The organism is Pollutimonas bauzanensis (assembly GCF_040393045.1).
Lineage (GTDB): Bacteria > Pseudomonadota > Gammaproteobacteria > Burkholderiales > Burkholderiaceae_B > Pollutimonas > Pollutimonas bauzanensis_A.
Genome location: NZ_JBEBUX010000024.1, coordinates 1 through 18,339 on the forward strand (window position 1 = coordinate 1; position 18,339 = coordinate 18,339).

Below are 18,339 nucleotides of genomic sequence, written 5' to 3' on the forward strand. Positions count from 1 at the left end.
ATTCTGCTTCATATTGGCGATTGTTGCGTCCGACAGGTGGCGTGCAATGGAGATACCGCGCAAGTCTCCCTTGACGAGAGTGACCTGCGCGCTGTTCATCGCCACATCGGTTCCGGTGCCCATCGCAATGCCGACATCCGCTTTGGCCAGGGCAGGGGCGTCATTAATGCCATCGCCGGCCATCGCAACAATACGGCCTTCCGCTTGGAGCCTGCTGACCAGATCCAGCTTGTCGGCCGGCTTTACTTCACCATGAACCTCGTCAATTTCTAGCTGTTGCGCCACCGAATTAGCCGTCGAAATGCCATCGCCCGTTGCCATGATGACGCGGATTCCAGCCGCCTTGAGCTCCTTTACGGCATCCGGCGTACTTTTCTTGATGGGATCAGAGACGGCGAGCAAACCTGTCAATTGCCCGCCTGCTGCCAGATAGATGACGCTCGCGCCCTTTGTACGTAACGATTCGGCGCTACTGGCCATAATCTTGACGTCAACACCTTCTTGATCCATCAGAGCTGTATTGCCTAAAACAAGGCGTTTACCATCGACCTGGCCACGCACCCCGATACCGCTACCGGACTCAAAGTTGTTTACTGTACTAAGGACTAAGCCTCGCTCGCGGGCTGCGTTGACAATGGCATCCGCCAGGGGATGCTCACTGCCCTGATCAAGGCTTGCCGCTAAGCGCAGCACTTCGTCAGCCTCTGTGTCGCCTGCGGGAATGGCCTGTTCGAACGCGGGCCGACCTTCGGTTAACGTGCCGGTCTTATCGATAATGAGGGTATCGACTTTACGAAAATTTTCGATTGCTGCCGCATCGCGAAACAGCACGCCCTGGGTGGCACCACGACCGGTCGCCACCATAATGGACATGGGCGTTGCCAAGCCCAGTGCGCATGGGCAGGCGATGATCAGGACGGCCACGGCATTGATCAAACCATAGACCCAGCTTGGTTGGGGGCCAAACATGCCCCAGACGAAGAGCGTGATGATTGCGATCGCCACGACCGCCATCACAAAATAACCCGCGACCTGATCCGCCATCCGTTGCATGGGCGCGCGGGAACGCTGCGCTTGCGCGACGAGCTGGACGATTTGTGCGAGCACCGTGGCCGAACCGACCTTTTCAGCTCTAATTATTAGCGAGCCGGAGGTGTTCATTGTCGCGCCGATCACTTTGTCGCCCCGGCGCTTGCTCACCGGTAGAGGTTCGCCCGTGAGCATGGATTCATCCAGGGAACTGACGCCATCTTCTACAAGCCCATCGACGGGGACTTTCTCCCCGGGGCGTACACGCAAGCGATCGCCTTCATGGACATGCGTCAGGGGCACATCTTCCTCGGTGCCATCAGCGTTGATCCGACGGGCAGTTTTGGGGGCAAGCCCAAGCAGCGACTTGATCGCAGCCGACGTCTGCGAACGCGCGCGCAGTTCAAGGATTTGGCCAAAGAGGGTCAATGAGATGATGACCACTGCGGCCTCAAAGTAAACGGCGATCCGACCCATGGACATGAACGTTTCGGGAAAAACTCCTGGGGCTACTGTGGCGAAAACGCTATAAATGAATGCAGCGGCCGTACCCAGACCAATTAATGTCCACATATTGGGGCTGCGGTTGACTACCGACTGCCACCCTCGTACGAAGAACGGCTGCCCAGCCCACAGCACTACCGGTATCGATAACACCAGCTCAATCCAGGTTTGAGCGGTCATGCTGAACCAGCCCAGTTGGTGGCCGAGCATGGCCAATACGGTGACAATGATGGTAAATGGTAATGTCCACCAGAATCGGCGCGTGAAATCCTTCAATTCTGGATTATCGTCCTCCAGGCTCGGCATCAGCGGTTCAAGTGCCATGCCACATTTTGGGCAGCTTCCGGGACGATCCTGTCGAATTTCAGGGTGCATCGGACAGGTGTAAATTGTGCCGGTAGCTGAGCCGGAGTCCGGTCGCTTCATGTTGTGCTCGTGCGGGTGTTCTGACTTGTTCTGCGCCATAAGGGCCTTCCCTAGGAATGGAGAGCAAACTCAGCCGGTATACGGGCAAATCCCTTTCCCCGGGATTGCTCAACCAATACAGACCCATAATGCCATATCCCCATTCATTTTCCAGGGCCTTATCACATTACATTCTTGTCATGATCTTTGGTCGCTCAAACATGGCCTGCCTAACAGGATAAAGGGCTAGTAGCCCGTTAACTCGTAGCCTTGCGCATTCTCCAGAGGCGCGTCATCGGCATAAAGGTGGACGAGGGTGTCACCCTCCAATTTCATCGAAGGTAGGGAAGGGCGCCAGGCCCTTTTCGCGCCGATAACGCGCGCGTTCCTTTTGCGGGGGGGGATTACCCTATCATGGTTGCAATAGCATAGCTACCTCCGAAGTTGGCCATATTGGATTTGACTGAACTTTCGCCATACCCGAGTACAATCCGGCCTAGCGTGGCCGACTGTTCCTTCCATTAAGCACAAAGCAATTATTAAACTAAGGAAGATCAATATGAGCGAATATCGCAAACTATGGTGGACGCTAATAACAGTTCTTATTGTTACGTTCGCAATCCTGGGGTTTTCTGGCGTTGAAATATACAAAAACGCTCCACCGATACCCAGCCAGATAATAACGCCCTCACAGAAAATCCTGATGACCAAAGAGGATATCCTCAACGGTCAAACCGCCTGGCAAAGTACCGGCGGCATGCAAATCGGATCCATCTGGGGACATGGTGCGTATCAGGCACCCGACTGGACAGCCGACTGGCTGCACCGTGAACTACTAGCATGGTTGGAACTGGCTGCTCAAGAGAAACACGGCAAATCGTATGCGCAATTGAACGGCGAAGCACAGGCTGGCCTGGATTACGAACTAAAGAAAGAGTATCGCGGAAACACGTTCAATGCCGACACCGGCAATGTCACGGTCACAGAGCGACGCGCCACTGCAATCGCCCAAACTGCCGACTACTACCACAGGCTTTACGGTGCGGCGCCCGAGCTGCAGAAAGCACGCAGCAACTTCGCCATGAAGGAAGACACGCTGCCCGATGCGAGCCGGCGTGACGATTTGACGAAATTTTTCTTCTGGACGGCCTGGGCAGCATCGACCGATAGACCTGGAACCGTGGCCACTTATACCAACAACTGGCCGCCTGAGCCGCTTATCGGCAACCATCCGACGACCGAAAACGTCCTCTGGTCACTGGCCTGTATCATTATCCTCATAGCCGGTGTCGGATTCCTCGTCCTAGGCTGGGCTTTTCTGCGAAAGCACGAGCCAGACCCAACGCCCGCGCAACAGGATCCCTTAACATTAACTCGCCTGACCCCATCGCAAAAGGCGCTTGGTAAATACCTGTTCATCGTCATGGCGCTGTTTATCGCGCAGGTATTGCTAGGAGGTTTTACCGCGCACTACACCATCGAAGGGCAAGAATTTTACGGCATCGATATTTCCCAGTGGTTTCCCTATGCGCTCACGCGAACCTGGCATCTACAATTAGCCATCTTCTGGATCGCCACCGCATTCCTGAGTGTGGGCCTATTCCTTGCTCCGATCATCAACGGCGGCAAGGACCCGAAGTTTCAAAAGCTGGGCGTGAATATGCTGTTCGGCGCGTTGATCATGGTCGTGGCAGGCTCGCTAATCGGCAACTTCCTGGCAATTAAACAAATCATGCCTGTAGAGCTGAACTTTTGGCTGGGTCACCAAGGCTACGAATATCTTGATCTTGGCCGGGTCTGGCAAATCGCTCTATTTATTGGCTTACTGTTATGGTTGGGGCTGATGCTGCGCGCCTTTATACCTGGGTTCAGGAGGGGCGGCGATAAAAACCTGCTGGCCTTGCTTTGCGCATCAACAATCGCTGTTGGCCTGTTTTACGGTGCTGGCCTCTTCTACGGTGAACGCACACATATCACTATCATGGAGTACTGGCGATGGTGGGTCGTTCATCTTTGGGTAGAAGGCATCTTCGAGGTCTTTGCCACAACTGCTTTAGCCTTCGTATTTTCCAGCATGGGCCTTGTATCCAAGCGGATGGCAACCGCAGCCAGCCTGGCAGCGGCATCGCTGTTCATGGTGGGTGGCGTACCCGGCACATTCCATCATATTTACTTCTCAGGCACGACGACTTCCATTATGGCAATCGGCGCCGCCTTCAGCGCGCTCGAAGTTGTGCCGTTGATTCTGCTGGGATACGAAGCCTGGGATCACTGGCGCCTTAAAGCGCGTGCGCCCTGGATGGAAGCCGTTAAATGGCCCTTGATGTGCTTTGTAGCCGTCGCATTCTGGAACATGCTCGGAGCCGGCGTTTTCGGATTCATGATCAACACCCCCGTCGCCCTGTTCTATCTGCAAGGCCTCAACACCACAGCGGTGCATTCCCATGCCGCTCTGTTCGGTGTCTACGGATTCCTGTCGATAGGCTTCGTTCTGCTTGTCTTGCGTTATATTCGGCCTGGCCTGCAATTTAACGACAGGCTGCTACACACAGGATTCTGGTGGCTTAACGCCGGATTGGTGCTAATGATCTTCACCAGCCTGCTTCCTGTTGGCCTGTTCCAATTCCAGGCGAGCGTCAGCACGGGTATGTGGTATGCCCGGGGAGAAGAGTTCATGCAGCAAGATTTCCTACAAACGCTGCGCTGGATTCGTACCTTTGGCGATGTTGTGTTTATCGTTGGCGCCCTGGCAATTGCCTGGCAAGTCGTTATCGGGGTGTTCCAACCACAACCCAAGACTATTCTTTTGGACGATGATAAGTTGGCCGCTAAAGCGCCTGCATAAAAATACAGATCGTCGGGCTCACGCGTTTGTGAGCCCGTTTCCAACTGGAAAGGCGTGGACGACCATAGGTTGCGCCAGGAGTATCAGAATCCGTCGGTAATCCATCGCTTGCGGACAAGTAGTGCTCTCGTTCACATAACGCTAGGACACAGGGGTAACGCTATCTTCTCGCTACTCGATAGAGAGTGCGGCACATCGGAAGGATCTCTTCGCAGAACACTGAATGAGCGTTTAGGGTCTATTGAACTGGGTCGATCCGCCATGTAGTCCGCGATGACTTTATCCGGCGCACCAGGAAGAAATGACCAGTCTGCGTTGCGTCCATTTGCGCTTATGGTCAACACAACACGTTCCAACTCGCCGCGACGAGTCTCGGACTCCTCGCCAGCCATTATCAGATGAATTGGCATTCCGTCGAAGAGTGGCGAACTGACCGCATACTCCAACGCACGCAAGATCGATTTTTCGCCATCATAGGCAATCACGACGTTTTCCGGATGCGAAAACTCCTGCGGGGCGACGACCGTGGGCGCCGTAGCCCGCGCTACCGTGGCAATGTTAACCGTGCCAGGTGCGCACGCGACCAGTATCAACATGGATAAAATTGCTGCCGGGGTAATAGCCCACGCCGCCCGCCCTGAGCGACAGGGCGGCGTCGCGCAGTTCGTCGAGTGGTACGCCAGGAAGGCGCAGATCGACTGCCTTCCCGTCCATATGCAGACTGCGCCGGGCAACGCCTCCGCCGCGCGTGGTGCGCAACCGTTCGTTGGTTTTTGAGGAACGATACCCTGAAATAATCTCGAATGATGTATGCACCTTGAGTGCTGCGCGTAGCGAGTGCATGATGTCGTAGAGTCCAGCGTCCATCCTGCCGATGTCTCCTGAGTAGTGATCGCGCAGGAAATGGTTGAGGTCAGTGAGCGCCTTGGGCACATATTCGGCGCCGACCGCGTAGATCAGCTCGATTTTCTCGCGCGTGTGAGTGTGGTCCATCGCCAGATTCCTGGACGAGGACATGGCCTGGTAGGTGGCGCGGGCTATGGTGGGCATGGTGCCCAGAACAGCCAGGCCCGAGGCGGCCGATAAAAAACGCCGGCGCGCGGCGCAGCGGGGGGTCGTCATTGGCAATACCAAAAAAATACGCGTACCCGTGTGTGCGGTGCAGCGTACACACGCTGCAAGCACCATTAATGGGCGCGACCGACATCGTGCAGTGCCAGCTCAAGGCGCGCATCCTGCTTATAGATGTCAGGGTAAAAATATACTTTACCACCATTTTTTACAACGGCTGTACTGTAGGCAATCAGCACCGGTATGGGATGTTCGAGTTTTATGGTGCGTGATTTGCCGGCTTTCATCGCCTCGTCTATCCGGGTTTCCGTCCATTCTGGGTTGTCGTGCAGCACGAACCGGGCGAGTTGCACCGGGGACTCGATGCGGATGCAGCCGTGGCTGAAGTCGCGGCGCACGCGTGAAAACAGCTGTGGCGCCGGGGTGTGGTGAAGATAGATATTCTGGTCGTTGGGGAAAATGAACTTGATATCCCCCAGGGCGTTGCGCGGGCCCGGGCGCTGTCGTACTCGCCATTCCCCGCGCTGGACCGCGTCGATCGCTGCGCTGCTCAGGGAATGCACGATCTTGCCGTCCTGCGCGACAAACTCGAACCCCTGTTGTGTGAAGTACGCCGGGTCGCGGCGCAACTTTGGCAGTGTTTCGCTGCGCGCAATCGATCGGGGTACGTTCCAATAGGGGCTGAACTCGATGAACCGCATGTCTTCCAGAAAAATGGGTGTGCGCGTGTCCAGTGCCCGACCCACGATGACACGCATCTCGAGGTCAAGCTTCACACGATTGCCCTGGGTTTCGTAGGCGCGCAACACGAATTCGGGAACGTTCACCACAATCATGCGCGGACCGTAAAGCAGCGGGGTCCAGCGCAGCCGTTCTAGCGTCAGCGCCATCTGCCTTACGCGCTGTGGTGGTGCGACGTTAAGCTCGGCCAGGGTCGTGGGCCCGATGACGCCATCCCCGTCCAGTCCGTGGCGGATTTGGAAGCGCCGGACCGCATCGACCAGTTCGCCCTCATAGCGTGTGGGAACGATCGTGGAAGGAGGCAGGTCGCCTAATGCAATCAGGCGCGCGGCCACGGTAGCAAGCCCGGTGTATTCCTCGCCTGGCTTGAGCGAGCGCGCGGGCAGTGCAGGAAGAGTCCCTTGCCAGGCAGGGGGCAGGCCCATGGCGCGGTATGCATTCATCGTTGTGCGCAGGGATTCGTACATGGGCACTTCAGGCACCGCATCGTTCAGGGCCTGCGTGAGCCGGCCTGCCGTGCGGGCCTCGGCGATGATGCTTCTGGGGTCGAACGACGAGAGCGGCGGAGCCTTAAACCTATGCTGGAGCACTTCCGGGTTGAGCCTGCCTTGGTGCAGGTCTCGCAGATAGTGGACAAGCGCTTCGGTGAGCTGATCGTCCAGCTTGGCCGTCATGGCCCGTTCTGCGAGGTCGTTGGCGGCCTGCTCAAAGGCCCGCGAGAGCTCGGCGACGTGATAATCCTGCGGATTCAGGCCCTGAGTCTCTGCATCGGCAAGTGTTTTGATGGCATGAATCGCGTCCGCTCCGGGTCTGCCGCGCTCGAACCACGATGGCACTAATGCTTCCTGTAATTGCGCGTCTCGGAAAAGATCGGGATTGGTGACGTTGACGCCCGGGATGATGCCTGGGGCTTCCACGGTGGCCGCGTTCGTACCGGAGATTCCACTTGGCGTCTGCGCGCCGGTTGAAAAGGCAAAAAGCGCCAGCATGGCGCTACACAGTATTGTGCGTACGGTTGGCTTCCAACTCAAGGGCGTCATAGGCTTTTCGTGGATGAGCGATGAGTCATTGTCGCATAGAGCATAGTGGTGACACAGCGCCGCGTGATGGGAAAAGAGTAGGGTGACAGCTCTATCAGTTAGGTGATCACAGAATAATCATGAGCCAGCGTGGCCTGTCGGGCCTGCCGGTTCTGCGCGTTTCTTTTTGATGCTCACGAATCTGCAGCACACATGTCTTGACAACTACCGCCATTTTCTCGTGCATCAAGTCGGGGTTGCCGCCTTCATCCAGTAATTAGCAAGCCGGCCAGATGAGGTGTATGAATCTTGCTCCTCTAAGAGTAATCTTGTCCAGAGCAACTTAACTAGTTGGTGGTAGGGTCGAATACTGCTTGAGTGGGGAATTATGGAACTTTCTTTTCTTGGCGCAGCCGGTACAGTGACTGGCTCTCGACATCTGCTTGAGGCCGATGGGCGGCGTATCCTTATCGATTGCGGATTGTTTCAGGGGTTGAAACAATTACGCTTGCGAAACTGGGGGCGTTTCCCGGTAGCGCCCGATAGCGTGGAAGCCATTGTGCTGACGCATGCTCATCTTGATCATTCTGGATATTTGCCGCGACTGGCGCACGATGGGTTCCATGGCCCTGTCTATGCAACTGAGGCTACCGTCGACCTGTGCCAGATTCTGCTGGCGGATAGTGCCCATATTCAAGAGTCCGATGCCGATTTTGCCAATCGGCATAACGTGTCCAAGCATTCCCCGGCTTTGCCCTTATATACCGTGAAAGACGTTGATCAGGTGATGCGGCGGCTAGAGAAACTGTCTTTTGACACGCTGCATGAGCCTCTGGATGGGATAGGCATGCGGTTTCACCGTGCTGGCCACATACTCGGCGCGTCTATCGTTGAAATACACTGGAAGGGGTGCAATATTGTTTTTTCCGGAGACCTGGGCCGTTACAACGACCCTCTGATGACGGATCCTGCTGTAATAAAGAATGCCGATTATTTAGTATTGGAGTCAACTTACGGAGACCGGCACCATGATCAGGAGAATCCGGAAAATAGGCTGGAAGAGATCATTCGTCGCACTGCCACCCGTGGAGGCACCGTAGTCATTCCCGCTTTTGCGGTTGGACGCGCCCAATTATTGCTTTGGTATATGTATCGGCTCAAGCAACAAGGGCGTCTACCTGCCAATCTGCCCATTTATCTGGATAGTCCGATGTCAGTGAGTGCCGTGGATATTTATCGCAGCCATCCTGACGATTTGCGATTAAACGAAGCTGACTACGCCGCAGCTTTTAATATCGCCTATTACGTTCGCGATGTCGAAGAGTCCAAAGCGCTGGATACCGCACCCATGCCCAAAGTGATTATTTCCGCTAGCGGAATGGCTACCGGAGGGCGAGTTCTGCATCATCTGAAGCGATATGCGCCTGACTCACGCTCATCCATCCTGTTCGCCGGCTTTCAAGCTGCGGGAACGCGCGGCGCCAAAATGTTGAATGGGGCTGAAACCATAAAAATTCATGGTGAATACATTCCCGTGCGGGCAGAACTGCATAACTTATCGATGCTGTCTGCTCACGCCGACGCTGATGAAATCATGCGTTGGCTGGGTAACTTTCAAAAGCCGCCAAAGGCAACCTTTTTGGTTCATGGCGAGCCAGAGGCTGCGGACACCTTGCGCTTGCGAATCAAAGACGAATTAGGCTGGTCATGCCGTGTGGCAGGGGATCTTGAAAAGGTCAGGCTGTAGCAAAAGAGATGCTTCCATTCTCCCTTTGCTCGTAAGCATTGTTCTTGATATTGCGCAATATACCCGTCTGATCCAAGAGTACGCTGAATAGAAGCTCACGAGGATGATGAGAACTGGCGCAAATGGCTTTAAGTAAGGGGAAATGCATGGAAACCTCAAACCAAACTCCCAACCGAGTGGCTGTGGTAACAGGAGGTATGGGAGGTCTTGGAACCGCATTGTGCCAACACTTGGCAAGAAGCGGCATGAAAGTCGCTGCGAGCTATTCACCTGACAACGATAGTGTCCAGGATTGGTTGGCTGAGCAACAGCATCAGGGGTTCGAGTTCAAGGCATTTCGTGTTGATGTGACTGATTACGCTTCTTGCCAGAGTGCTGTATCGCAAATCGTGGCTGAAATGGGTGCGATTGATGTGCTAGTAAATAATGCCGGCATTACTCGGGATGCATCCATGCGAAAAATGACACTGGATGACTGGCGTGCAGTGCTTCATACGGATCTGGACAGTATTTTCCATATGTCTAAGCAGGTGCTGGATGGCATGGTGGAACGGGGTTGGGGCCGAATCATCAATATTTCGTCGGTCAATGGACAGAAGGGCGCGTTTGGGCAGGCGAATTACTCTGCAGCTAAAGCAGGCATTCATGGCTTTACCAAAGCCGTGGCCTTGGAAGTCGCTAGAAAAGGGGTGACGGTCAATACGGTTTCACCCGGCTATTTGCGCACCGCAATGGTGACAAAGGTTCCAGAAGACATCATGAAAACAAAGATTTTGCCCGAGATACCCATAGGTCGCCTGGGTGAGCCCGACGAGGTTGCCGCTTTAGTGGCCTTTTTAGCATCGAATGAAGCGGCTTTCATTACGGGTGCCAATATTGCAATTAACGGTGGCCAGCACATGTGCTGAAATAGCTATGGAAAAAGCAACTCAAGATTTCACTCGGAAGGGTTCGTCGGACGCTGTTCTTAACGAGGCGTTTGCATCGTTCACGCACGGTATTGCGCTAGCGTCAATTGTCGGGGCTTATCTGGACTGGATCAGTCACGCAGCCGCCTCTCCGGATAAGCAGCGCGACATGCTCGAGAGCGTGCTTAGAAAGCTGTCTGCCTGGGGCAAGTATGTGCATGATTCAGCGTCGGGTAAGTGCTCTCCGTGTACACAACCGCAACCGCACGATAAGCGTTTTGCCAATCCTGCTTGGGCAGATATACCCTTCAACTGGTCTTCCCAGGCATTTTTGCTAACGGAGCAGTGGTGGGTAGAGGCCATGACCAATGTGCCGGGTGTATCTGCCCATCATGAGGATGTCGCTGAATTCGTGACCCGCCAGTGGCTTGATATGCTGTCCCCGTCGAATTTTATTACTTCCAACCCTGAAGTATTACGCTATACCTTTGCAACCGGCGGCGGTAACCTGATTCGCGGTGCGCTAAATTGGCAGCAGGATGCCATCAACCTTTTGTGTCATCGAAAACCCAGAGGCACAGATGATTTCATACCAGGGGAAAAGGTTGCGCTAACCCCAGGAAAAGTGATCTATCGAAATCATCTGATTGAACTGATTCAGTATGAACCCGTTACGAAAGAGGTTTACCCCGAGCCGATATTGATTGTTCCATCATGGATCATGAAATATTACATTCTTGACTTGTCCCCCCAGAATTCATTGGTTAAGTACCTGCTTGAGCAGGGCCATACCGTTCTAATGATTTCCTGGAATAACCCAACAAAAAATGATAGCAATTTGTCATTCAATGACTATCTCGATATGGGCGTCATGTCTGCCTTGCGGGTGGTTAAGAAAGTGATGCCTCACACGCAGATTCATGCGGTGGGTTATTGCCTGGGTGGAACCATTCTGGCGATAGCTGCTGCGGCGTTACAGCGCAAGAAGGATGACACTTTGGCCAGCATGACGTTGTTAGCCAGCGCATTGGACTTTGAGGAACCCGGTCAGTTAGGCCTATTCATCGATGAAAGCCAGATTGCCTATTTGGAAACCATTATGTCGAGTCAGGGCTATCTGGATGGCCGGCAGATGGCGGGGGCTTTTGCGCTTATCAACTCCAAAGATCTGGTTTGGTCAAAACTCATTCACGAGTATCTGATGGGAGCGCAAACGCCGATGACGGATTTACGTGCATGGAATGCCGACGCCACGCGAATGCCGTATCGCATGCATAGCGAATACTTGCGCAAACTTTATTTGAATAATGATCTGGCCGAGGGCCGATTTATTGTGGATGGCAAGCCCATCGCCTTGAAAGATCTTCGCGTGCCTGTGTTTTCGGTGGGCACAGAGCGCGACCATGTCTCGCCTTGGCGGTCTGTTTACAAAATTCATTGGTTGACCGATTGCGAAGTCACGTTTGTACTGACTTCTGGCGGCCATAACGTCGGCATTGTTAATCCTCCCGAAGAAAATGGATACCCGGATTCTTCGTATCGGACGGCGCTTCGGGCTTTCGGGGGAGATTATATGGACCCGGACTCGTGGCTGATGGCCTCTGAGCAGCGGGCGGGATCTTGGTGGCCGCAATGGCAGTCGTGGTTAGCGAAACGGTCTTCCGGAAAGGTGCCTGCCCCAGCGATTTCGGGGGACTTGGTATTGCCGTTGGCCGATCTTGACGATGCACCTGGCCGCTATGTTCACATTGCGTAAGGTGCCCATTCAACTTGGAGATATGGTATGAAAACCGAAACAGACACTGCGCTTGACGCATATCAGCAGCAGCTAGTAGTAACGCGGGAAATATCCGAGGCGTTTTTCGAGGGCGCGGGCCGCATAGAAAATGTTTGGCTTGAACAGACGGGCAGGATCCTCGACGAGCAATTGAAGTTTTTCCGTGCCGCAGCGGCTGTTCAAGATCCTCAGGGATTGGCAGCCCTACATTCTGCGTTTTTCTCGCAGTCGCCCAATGATCTTATTAAAGCCCAACAGCAAATTCTAAACGTGGTTACCGATACGCAAACGAGAATCAGCAAAATCTTGAGCAACAACGCCAGTCTGCTGAAGGCGGGGTTTCCTAGTTTGGGAAGCAAAGCCATACCGCTTGCCACACCTGAGTCCAGCAACACGCCCGTCAGCAAAAAAGAGAGTGCCCATGCCAAAGGGTAATCCTTCCGCCCAATATAGGGGTTAAACGCGTTTTGACTGGTGTCCAGGATGAGCATACGTAATTTGGAGTACTTGTTTCGTCCACGCTCTGTTGCTGTTATAGGTGCGACAAACCGTCCTCATAGCGTGGGGGCGACGGTGATGCATAATTTAATGGCGGGCGCGTTTCAAGGATCGATTATGCCCGTCAATCCTAAGCACGACAGCCTCGCCGGCCTTCCTGTATTTCACGATCTATCTGCACTTTCTGCCATTCCTGATCTAGCCATTATTTGCACCCCGCCGTCGACGGTGCCTGGCTTGATAACACGGCTTGGTCAAATAGGTACTAGGGCGGCAATAGTCTTGACAGCCGGCTCTGATACGCCATCCTCAGGCGGGGCAGTGAGCATGCAGCAGGCCATGCTGGACGCGGCCCGGCCTTACTTGCTCAGGATTCTGGGGCCCAATTGCATTGGATTGATAGTCCCCGCTATCGGGTTAAATGCCAGCTTCGCCAGCGCAGCCGCACTACCGGGAAAAATTGCGTTTGTATCGCAGTCTGGCGCGCTTACCACCGCGGTGCTGGATTGGGCGATGAGCAATAACGTTGGTTTTTCAAAATTCATTTCTATCGGAAATAGCGCTGACATCGACTTTGGTGATGTACTGGATTATCTGGCCAGCGACCCGGACACGCGCAGTATCCTGCTTTACATTGAGTCTGTTAAGTTCGCTCGCAAGTTCATGTCGGCGGCGCGTGCCGCAGCCCGGAATAAGCCCGTTATTGTTGTTAAAGCGGGGCGGTCTGCAGCTGGCGCCATAGCGGCCGCATCGCATACGGGTGCCATGGCGGGATCCGATATCGTTTTCGATGCTGCCATCAGGCGAGCGGGAATGTTGCGAGTCGATACAACGCAAGACCTATTCAGCGCTATCGAAACCTTATCTCGCGGCAAACCCTTGCATGGCGATAAATTAATTATCCTGACTAATGGGGGTGGTCCGGGGGTTATGGCAGCTGATGCACTGAGCCTTGCGGGAGAAGAGCTGGCAATTTTATCTGATGGAGCACGACGAAGCCTTGATGCGGTATTGCCAGATACTTGGTCAAGAGCAAACCCTATAGATATCATAGGAGATGCTCCAGCCGAACGTTATCGCAAGGCCTTATCGATTGTGCTGGAAGATGGAGGGTCTGATTCTGTGCTTTTCATACATGCCCCTACGGCAATCGTTGGAAGCGCAGACATCGCTCGGGAATGTGCTCCGCAGATCGCTGCGTCGCCTCGTAGTCTGCTTAGTTGCTGGCTTGGAGGGGAGGGCGTATCGGCGGCAAGGCGGATCTTCAATGACACGGGTATTCCCACATACCAAACACCTGAAGATGCAGTGCAAGCATTTCTGCATTCGCTTGCCTATCGTCGCAATCAAGAATTGTTGCTTGAAGTACCGCCTTCCAAACCACTCGATTTCACGGTTAACGCGCAGCAAGTAAGCAATATTGTGGAAAATGCCTTGCGAGACCGACGTAATCTGCTTAACGAAGTAGAGGCTAAATCCGTGCTGGCAGCTTATGGTATTCCTGCGGTGGAAACTCGGATTGCAGTCACCGCCGATGAGGCGGCTGAGCTTGCGCATCAAATTGGATTCCCCATCGTTCTCAAGATTCTTTCGCCCGATATCAATCATAAATCTGACTTAGGTGGCGTCGTACTTAATCTGGAGTCTGTGCAAGCCGTGCGCACAGCAGGGCAAGAGATGCTTACTCGACTGGCGAAGCTTTGTCCTGACGCTCGGCTTACGGGCTTTACGGTCCAGGCGATGATTAAGCGGCCTGGAGCGCATGAATTGATTCTTGGTGTAGCCAACGACCATACGTTCGGCCCGTTTATATTGTTTGGCCATGGCGGAACTGCCGTACAACTTATCAATGATCGGTCCGTAAGCTTGCCGCCACTGAATATTGCTCTTGCTAAAAATTTAGTTGCTAGTACGCGCGTATTTAAACTGTTGCAGGGTTATCGTGATTGCCCTGCGGCTGATTTACCGAGTTTGTATTTAATATTGGTTAAGCTTTCCCAGTTGGTGATTGATATTCCTGAAATTATTGAATTGGATATCAATCCACTATTGCTGGATGAGCATGGTGCCATTGCACTCGATGCGCGGATAAGCGTTGCATCTTCTTTGTTAAAGGGAACTGAGCGCCTGGCCATTCGACCTTATCCGAAGGAGCTTGAGGAAGTGTTCACGCCAGAAGCGGGGAAGGAGGGTACTATTTTACTGCGTCCTATTCTTCCAAGCGATGCAAAGACGTATCAATTTTTTTTACAATCGCTTTCACAAGAAGATGCTCGGAATCGGTTCTTTTGCGCCTTGCGTGAGTTGCCGGAATCGGAATTGGCAAGGGTCACTCAAATTGATTACAACCGTGAAATGACGCTCGTGCTTATTGAGATAAAGTCCGGGAGCGAGAGGATCATAGGAGAAATACGACTTGTGTTCGACCCGGACAATCAACAAGCTGACATGGGAATTGCCATAAGTACGGACTGTCAGAGCAAAGGCCTCGGCTCTAAGTTGCTATCCAAAGCTATCGATTATTGTCGCGAACGCGGCACCGCCAGTATCGCTGGTAGCGTCTTGGCCGGAAATTCGCGTATGTTGGATTTAGTCCGAAAATTCGGATTCAATCTTTCCATGTTGCAGAATAACGTAATTAGTATTCGTCGAGAATTCAAATAACCTGCCGTTAACGCGCAGGCAAGATTCACCTTGGGGCACGACGTTAGCTAGCCAACAGCTAGGTTATCTCTGACCGAGTTTACGCCAGGGACTGACCAAGCGGCGCGCTCCGCGGCTTGCCGCTCATGCCAGCTATGTACACGGCCATCAAGCACCACCGTACTCCCGTTAACCTGGACCTGAATGCCCTTGACCTCAACTTCAGCACTTCGCTTAAGCGCTGTTTCAATGCTGTTTTTGATGTCAGCAGCATGCACTTTGGGCGTGACTTCAATTTGATTGATGACGCCCATCACTCCCGATAGCTTGCGGACCGCATTTACTGCACTCATTCTTTGAAAGTGCCAATCGACCTTCCCTGAAAGGGTTACCCAGCCTTTCTCGACCGTCACCTGAATAGTTCCATCGGGAACTGTCGTATCCCAGGCGAGTATATCTAAAGCTCGTTTGGCGATCTGATCATCTGCCGTCTTCTTTGCAGAGGAAAAGCGCACCTCAATTTCTTCTGCAATGCCTCGTACTCCTTTGACACGTTTGGCGGTACGCTCGGCTATGATCTTTTCGGTATAAGTTGCGACATGGCCTGATAGCGTAACCACTCCGTTCTCAACAGCAACACCGATGTTCGCAGCGTCAATGCTCGGCTCAAAGCTGAGCTCATCGATAATGTGTTGGCGAAGCTCATTGTCTTTCATCATGCTCTCCATTTATTTGAATAATGACCGGTTTGGATCAAACAGGTCATTGACGTGGTGACGACCACGACACAAGTCTGTTCCTACTGAGGGTCACGATATTGATCGTCGTCAAATTTGCTCCACAGTTTCCGGCGGATGATGGAATCCTTTATCTGAACAATCAAGGAGCCACGGGTATGTATAAGAGAATGCTCGTTGCCATCGATGGCAGTGAGGTGGCTAAGCAAGCATTTGAATCGGCGTTGTCACTAGCTAAAACGGAAGATGCCGAGCTTTTTGTACTGTATGTCATTGAGTGGTTCTGGGAACTCACGGTCGCAGCGGGTTCAAACGACTGATGTTGGGCAGTGTCGCCGAAGCATTTATTAGGATGTCGACCAGACCAGTGTTATTGGTTCCTCAAAAAACAGCCGGTGGGTTGTCGACGAATACTTGATCACTTATGTCGGACAGTAAAATCAACTCAGCGTCATCCATATCAGTATGTGACACTAGTGCGTGGTGGAGATTCGCATCGACGCAACACCAGTTCGATGCCGGCGGAGTATCAGCCGTGATGGGCGAGGCCATTAGTGCTGGCATTATTGCGCTCATGGTCGTACTTAGCGTGACATTTGACTATCTTCAAGAGCACAGGGCCGAACTAGCGGCCGATAGGCTGCGCCGGTCTGTAGTACATCATGATGGGTACCAGTTCGAACTTTGGCAACATGCTCAGCATGGCTGGCGCAGCCTTGTTTCTACCTTTTTTACCAATGTTGCCGACCCAAGTACTGCTTAACAATATTCTATATGACTTGTCGGAGACGGTGCTGCCTCTGGACAACGTCGATGAAGCCGAATCTGCCATGCCGCAGCATTGGGATATTACGTTGTTGCGTAACTTTATGCTGATGCTTGGGCCGGTTAGTTCATTGTTTGATATTGCCACGTTTTATTTGTTGTTAGCGGTTCTAAAAGCGGACGAAGCGCTCTTTCAGACAGGCTGGTTTATTGAGTCACTAGCTACCCAGGTTCTCGTCATCTTTATCATTCGAACCCGTGGCAATCCTTTTCGTAGTCATCCAAATCCAGCGTTATGGATAGCTGCGATCACGGTTTTGATTCTAGCTGTAATCATTCCATTTTCGCCGTTGGCAAGTTACTTTGGCTTTGTCGCTTTGCCCTGGTATTACTTTTTCGCCGTGGGCCTGCTCGTGCTTATGTATTTGGCGCTGGCGCAACTGGTGAAAACGCTATTTTATCGCTCCAGCCTTGCTCGGAATGCGCAGTTTTATTCCTCCAGTAAAATTATAATGATCGATAGGGATTGATCACGTCTTGAGGTGGCTGTAAAACCAGGTGCAACGCATGCGATCAATAGGGTTGATGGCGACTCAGCGTAAATTTCGAGCGTCAGAAACTGTGGATAAAAAACATAACCTTGAACACTGGCCTAGTTAACACAAATACCACTCCGAACTTGCTGCTTGTGTCGATTTCGTGGGGCGCTGTTAGTGTTCTATTTCAAATAGATGAGACCGCTTATCAATTCTTTCTAGTCTAAGTGGGTTAAGCGATAAAGATCGGATGTTTCGCGCTTTCTGTACTGGCGTAAGAGGAGACGAGTGAAACCGGTGAAGCAACTCCGGGTCTAATATCTTGATGTGTTGCCGGTGGACTGCAATGATCCTCAACAACGCCAAAGTGGAGAATGAGCGGCTAACGGTTTCCAGACTTAAACCCAAATAGCAACCTATATCGCGCCTAGTCATTGGCAATGAAAATTCTCTCGAAGAGTAACCAATAGCGGCGTAGCGTTTGGCAAGCTCTTCCAGGAAATAGGCCACCCGCGCTTCAGATTTGAGAGAACTCGACAAACTGATTCCGGCATGCTCTTCTGTAAACTCGCGACTAATAGCCATATAGATCATTGTTTCTAATTCTCTGTAGAAACATTTCGTGCCGAGCAAGTACTCAAAAGGAATTACGACGAGTTCACCGTCAGTTAACGCAATAGCCTCCGTACAGTAATGGTTGTCGTGAATGCCGTCAAAGCCCAAAAGACTCCCTTTCATAGAGAAAGTAAGTACTCGCTCATCGCCTTCCGCGTTGCGCAGTACGATTTTTACGAAACCAAACCGTACGATATATAGCGATTCGAAAGGCTGACCCAATCGATAGATTAGCTCGCCGATTTTGACACGCCGATGATGAAATTGCGGACCTGCCCCATTTAATTCATGTCTATGCGAACAATTTACCTGCAGCAATTCCCCTATGTCCAGAATTGAGGAAAATAGTTTGGTATATCGCTTAGGATCAGGCGGAACTGCAGATCTCCATGGATTAGCCGACATCTTCGCAAACTTGGAGGTATGCATTATGAGTCTCGCTTCGTTCTTCGTTGTTAGGCTGGCACTTTTGAATGGCCATGCAACCGCGAGCGTTATT

General features: G+C 52.7%; 13 protein-coding genes and 1 pseudogene. 8 read left to right on the forward strand and 6 right to left on the reverse strand.

Annotated features, from left to right (window positions below; all coding sequences use genetic code 11):
• A partial coding sequence (locus ABWO67_RS05800; RefSeq protein WP_502929975.1) for a copper-transporting P-type ATPase occupies positions 1 to 1,908 on the reverse strand: 1,908 nt, incomplete at its 3' end.
• A 589-nt stretch (positions 1,909 to 2,497) separates the two neighbouring features.
• On the opposite strand from ABWO67_RS05800, the gene ABWO67_RS05805 reads away from it, so the two are divergent.
• Entirely contained in the window at positions 2,498 to 4,783 is a 2,286-nt protein-coding gene (locus ABWO67_RS05805) for a nitric-oxide reductase large subunit (RefSeq protein ID WP_353148845.1), read from the forward strand.
• Positions 4,784 to 4,914: 131 nt separating this feature from the next.
• Here the strand turns inward: ABWO67_RS05805 and ABWO67_RS05810 are convergent, their stop codons facing one another.
• The 3 genes from ABWO67_RS05810 to ABWO67_RS05820 form a co-directional block, all read right to left on the reverse strand.
• On the reverse strand, positions 4,915 to 5,379 hold the full coding sequence (locus ABWO67_RS05810; protein WP_353148847.1) for a putative universal stress family protein: 465 nt from the start codon (positions 5,377 to 5,379) through the stop codon (positions 4,915 to 4,917).
• Complete coding sequence (gene mepK, locus ABWO67_RS05815) at positions 5,342 to 5,905, reverse strand: peptidoglycan L,D-endopeptidase MepK (RefSeq protein ID WP_353148850.1); 564 nt, start codon at positions 5,903 to 5,905, stop codon at positions 5,342 to 5,344. Before mepK ends, ABWO67_RS05810 begins: the two co-directional genes overlap by 38 nt.
• 65 nt (positions 5,906 to 5,970) lie before the next feature.
• Positions 5,971 to 7,635, reverse strand: a complete 1,665-nt coding sequence (locus ABWO67_RS05820; RefSeq protein WP_353148853.1) for a L,D-transpeptidase family protein — start codon at positions 7,633 to 7,635, stop codon at positions 5,971 to 5,973.
• A gap of 367 nt (positions 7,636 to 8,002) precedes the next feature.
• Between ABWO67_RS05820 and ABWO67_RS05825 the strand changes: the two genes are divergently transcribed.
• The 5 genes from ABWO67_RS05825 to ABWO67_RS05845 all read left to right on the forward strand — a co-directional run bounded on the left by ABWO67_RS05825 (position 8,003) and on the right by ABWO67_RS05845 (position 15,208).
• Positions 8,003 to 9,361: an MBL fold metallo-hydrolase RNA specificity domain-containing protein gene (locus ABWO67_RS05825; RefSeq protein ID WP_353148855.1), complete on the forward strand. Its 1,359-nt coding sequence runs from the start codon at positions 8,003 to 8,005 to the stop codon at positions 9,359 to 9,361.
• A 146-nt stretch (positions 9,362 to 9,507) separates the two neighbouring features.
• Positions 9,508 to 10,269: an acetoacetyl-CoA reductase gene (gene phbB / locus ABWO67_RS05830; protein ID WP_353148858.1), complete on the forward strand. Its 762-nt coding sequence runs from the start codon at positions 9,508 to 9,510 to the stop codon at positions 10,267 to 10,269.
• A 7-nt stretch (positions 10,270 to 10,276) separates the two neighbouring features.
• Complete coding sequence (locus tag ABWO67_RS05835; RefSeq protein WP_353148861.1) at positions 10,277 to 12,025, forward strand: PHA/PHB synthase family protein; 1,749 nt, start codon at positions 10,277 to 10,279, stop codon at positions 12,023 to 12,025.
• A 27-nt stretch (positions 12,026 to 12,052) separates the two neighbouring features.
• Positions 12,053 to 12,481 (forward strand): phasin family protein, encoded by a 429-nt coding sequence (locus ABWO67_RS05840; protein ID WP_353148864.1) that lies wholly within the window; start codon positions 12,053 to 12,055, stop codon positions 12,479 to 12,481.
• A gap of 48 nt (positions 12,482 to 12,529) precedes the next feature.
• On the forward strand, positions 12,530 to 15,208 hold the full coding sequence (locus tag ABWO67_RS05845; protein WP_353148867.1) for a bifunctional acetate--CoA ligase family protein/GNAT family N-acetyltransferase: 2,679 nt from the start codon (positions 12,530 to 12,532) through the stop codon (positions 15,206 to 15,208).
• 47 nt (positions 15,209 to 15,255) lie between these two features.
• Here the strand turns inward: ABWO67_RS05845 and ABWO67_RS05850 are convergent, their stop codons facing one another.
• Positions 15,256 to 15,906, reverse strand: coding sequence for a BON domain-containing protein (locus tag ABWO67_RS05850; RefSeq protein WP_353148869.1), 651 nt, complete (start codon positions 15,904 to 15,906; stop codon positions 15,256 to 15,258).
• Between the two features lie 176 nt (positions 15,907 to 16,082).
• Between ABWO67_RS05850 and ABWO67_RS05855 the strand changes: the two are divergent.
• Positions 16,083 to 16,342: pseudogene (locus ABWO67_RS05855) on the forward strand (universal stress protein).
• Between the two features lie 244 nt (positions 16,343 to 16,586).
• A complete protein-coding gene (locus ABWO67_RS05860; RefSeq protein ID WP_353148871.1) occupies positions 16,587 to 17,219 on the forward strand; it encodes a cation transporting ATPase C-terminal domain-containing protein in 633 nt (210 codons plus the stop codon).
• 180 nt (positions 17,220 to 17,399) lie between these two features.
• On the opposite strand, the gene ABWO67_RS05865 is transcribed toward ABWO67_RS05860, so the two are convergent.
• Positions 17,400 to 18,269, reverse strand: a complete 870-nt coding sequence (locus ABWO67_RS05865) for a Crp/Fnr family transcriptional regulator (protein WP_353148874.1) — start codon at positions 18,267 to 18,269, stop codon at positions 17,400 to 17,402.
• Between the last annotated feature and the right edge of the window lie 70 nt (positions 18,270 to 18,339).

Bases quoted from the DNA above. Each gene is read 5' to 3' on its own strand.
- ABWO67_RS05805 (WP_353148845.1), top strand. From the start codon at position 2,498: ATGAGCGAATATCGCAAACTATGGTGGACGCTAATAACAGTTCTTATT.
- ABWO67_RS05810 (WP_353148847.1), bottom strand. From the start codon at position 5,379: ATGTTGATACTGGTCGCGTGCGCACCTGGCACGGTTAACATTGCCACG.
- mepK (WP_353148850.1), bottom strand. From the start codon at position 5,905: ATGACGACCCCCCGCTGCGCCGCGCGCCGGCGTTTTTTATCGGCCGCC.
- ABWO67_RS05820 (WP_353148853.1), bottom strand. From the start codon at position 7,635: ATGACGCCCTTGAGTTGGAAGCCAACCGTACGCACAATACTGTGTAGC.
- ABWO67_RS05825 (WP_353148855.1), top strand. From the start codon at position 8,003: ATGGAACTTTCTTTTCTTGGCGCAGCCGGTACAGTGACTGGCTCTCGA.
- phbB (WP_353148858.1), top strand. From the start codon at position 9,508: ATGGAAACCTCAAACCAAACTCCCAACCGAGTGGCTGTGGTAACAGGA.
- ABWO67_RS05835 (WP_353148861.1), top strand. From the start codon at position 10,277: ATGGAAAAAGCAACTCAAGATTTCACTCGGAAGGGTTCGTCGGACGCT.
- ABWO67_RS05840 (WP_353148864.1), top strand. From the start codon at position 12,053: ATGAAAACCGAAACAGACACTGCGCTTGACGCATATCAGCAGCAGCTA.
- ABWO67_RS05845 (WP_353148867.1), top strand. From the start codon at position 12,530: ATGAGCATACGTAATTTGGAGTACTTGTTTCGTCCACGCTCTGTTGCT.
- ABWO67_RS05850 (WP_353148869.1), bottom strand. From the start codon at position 15,906: ATGATGAAAGACAATGAGCTTCGCCAACACATTATCGATGAGCTCAGC.
- ABWO67_RS05860 (WP_353148871.1), top strand. From the start codon at position 16,587: ATGATGGGTACCAGTTCGAACTTTGGCAACATGCTCAGCATGGCTGGC.
- ABWO67_RS05865 (WP_353148874.1), bottom strand. From the start codon at position 18,269: ATGCATACCTCCAAGTTTGCGAAGATGTCGGCTAATCCATGGAGATCT.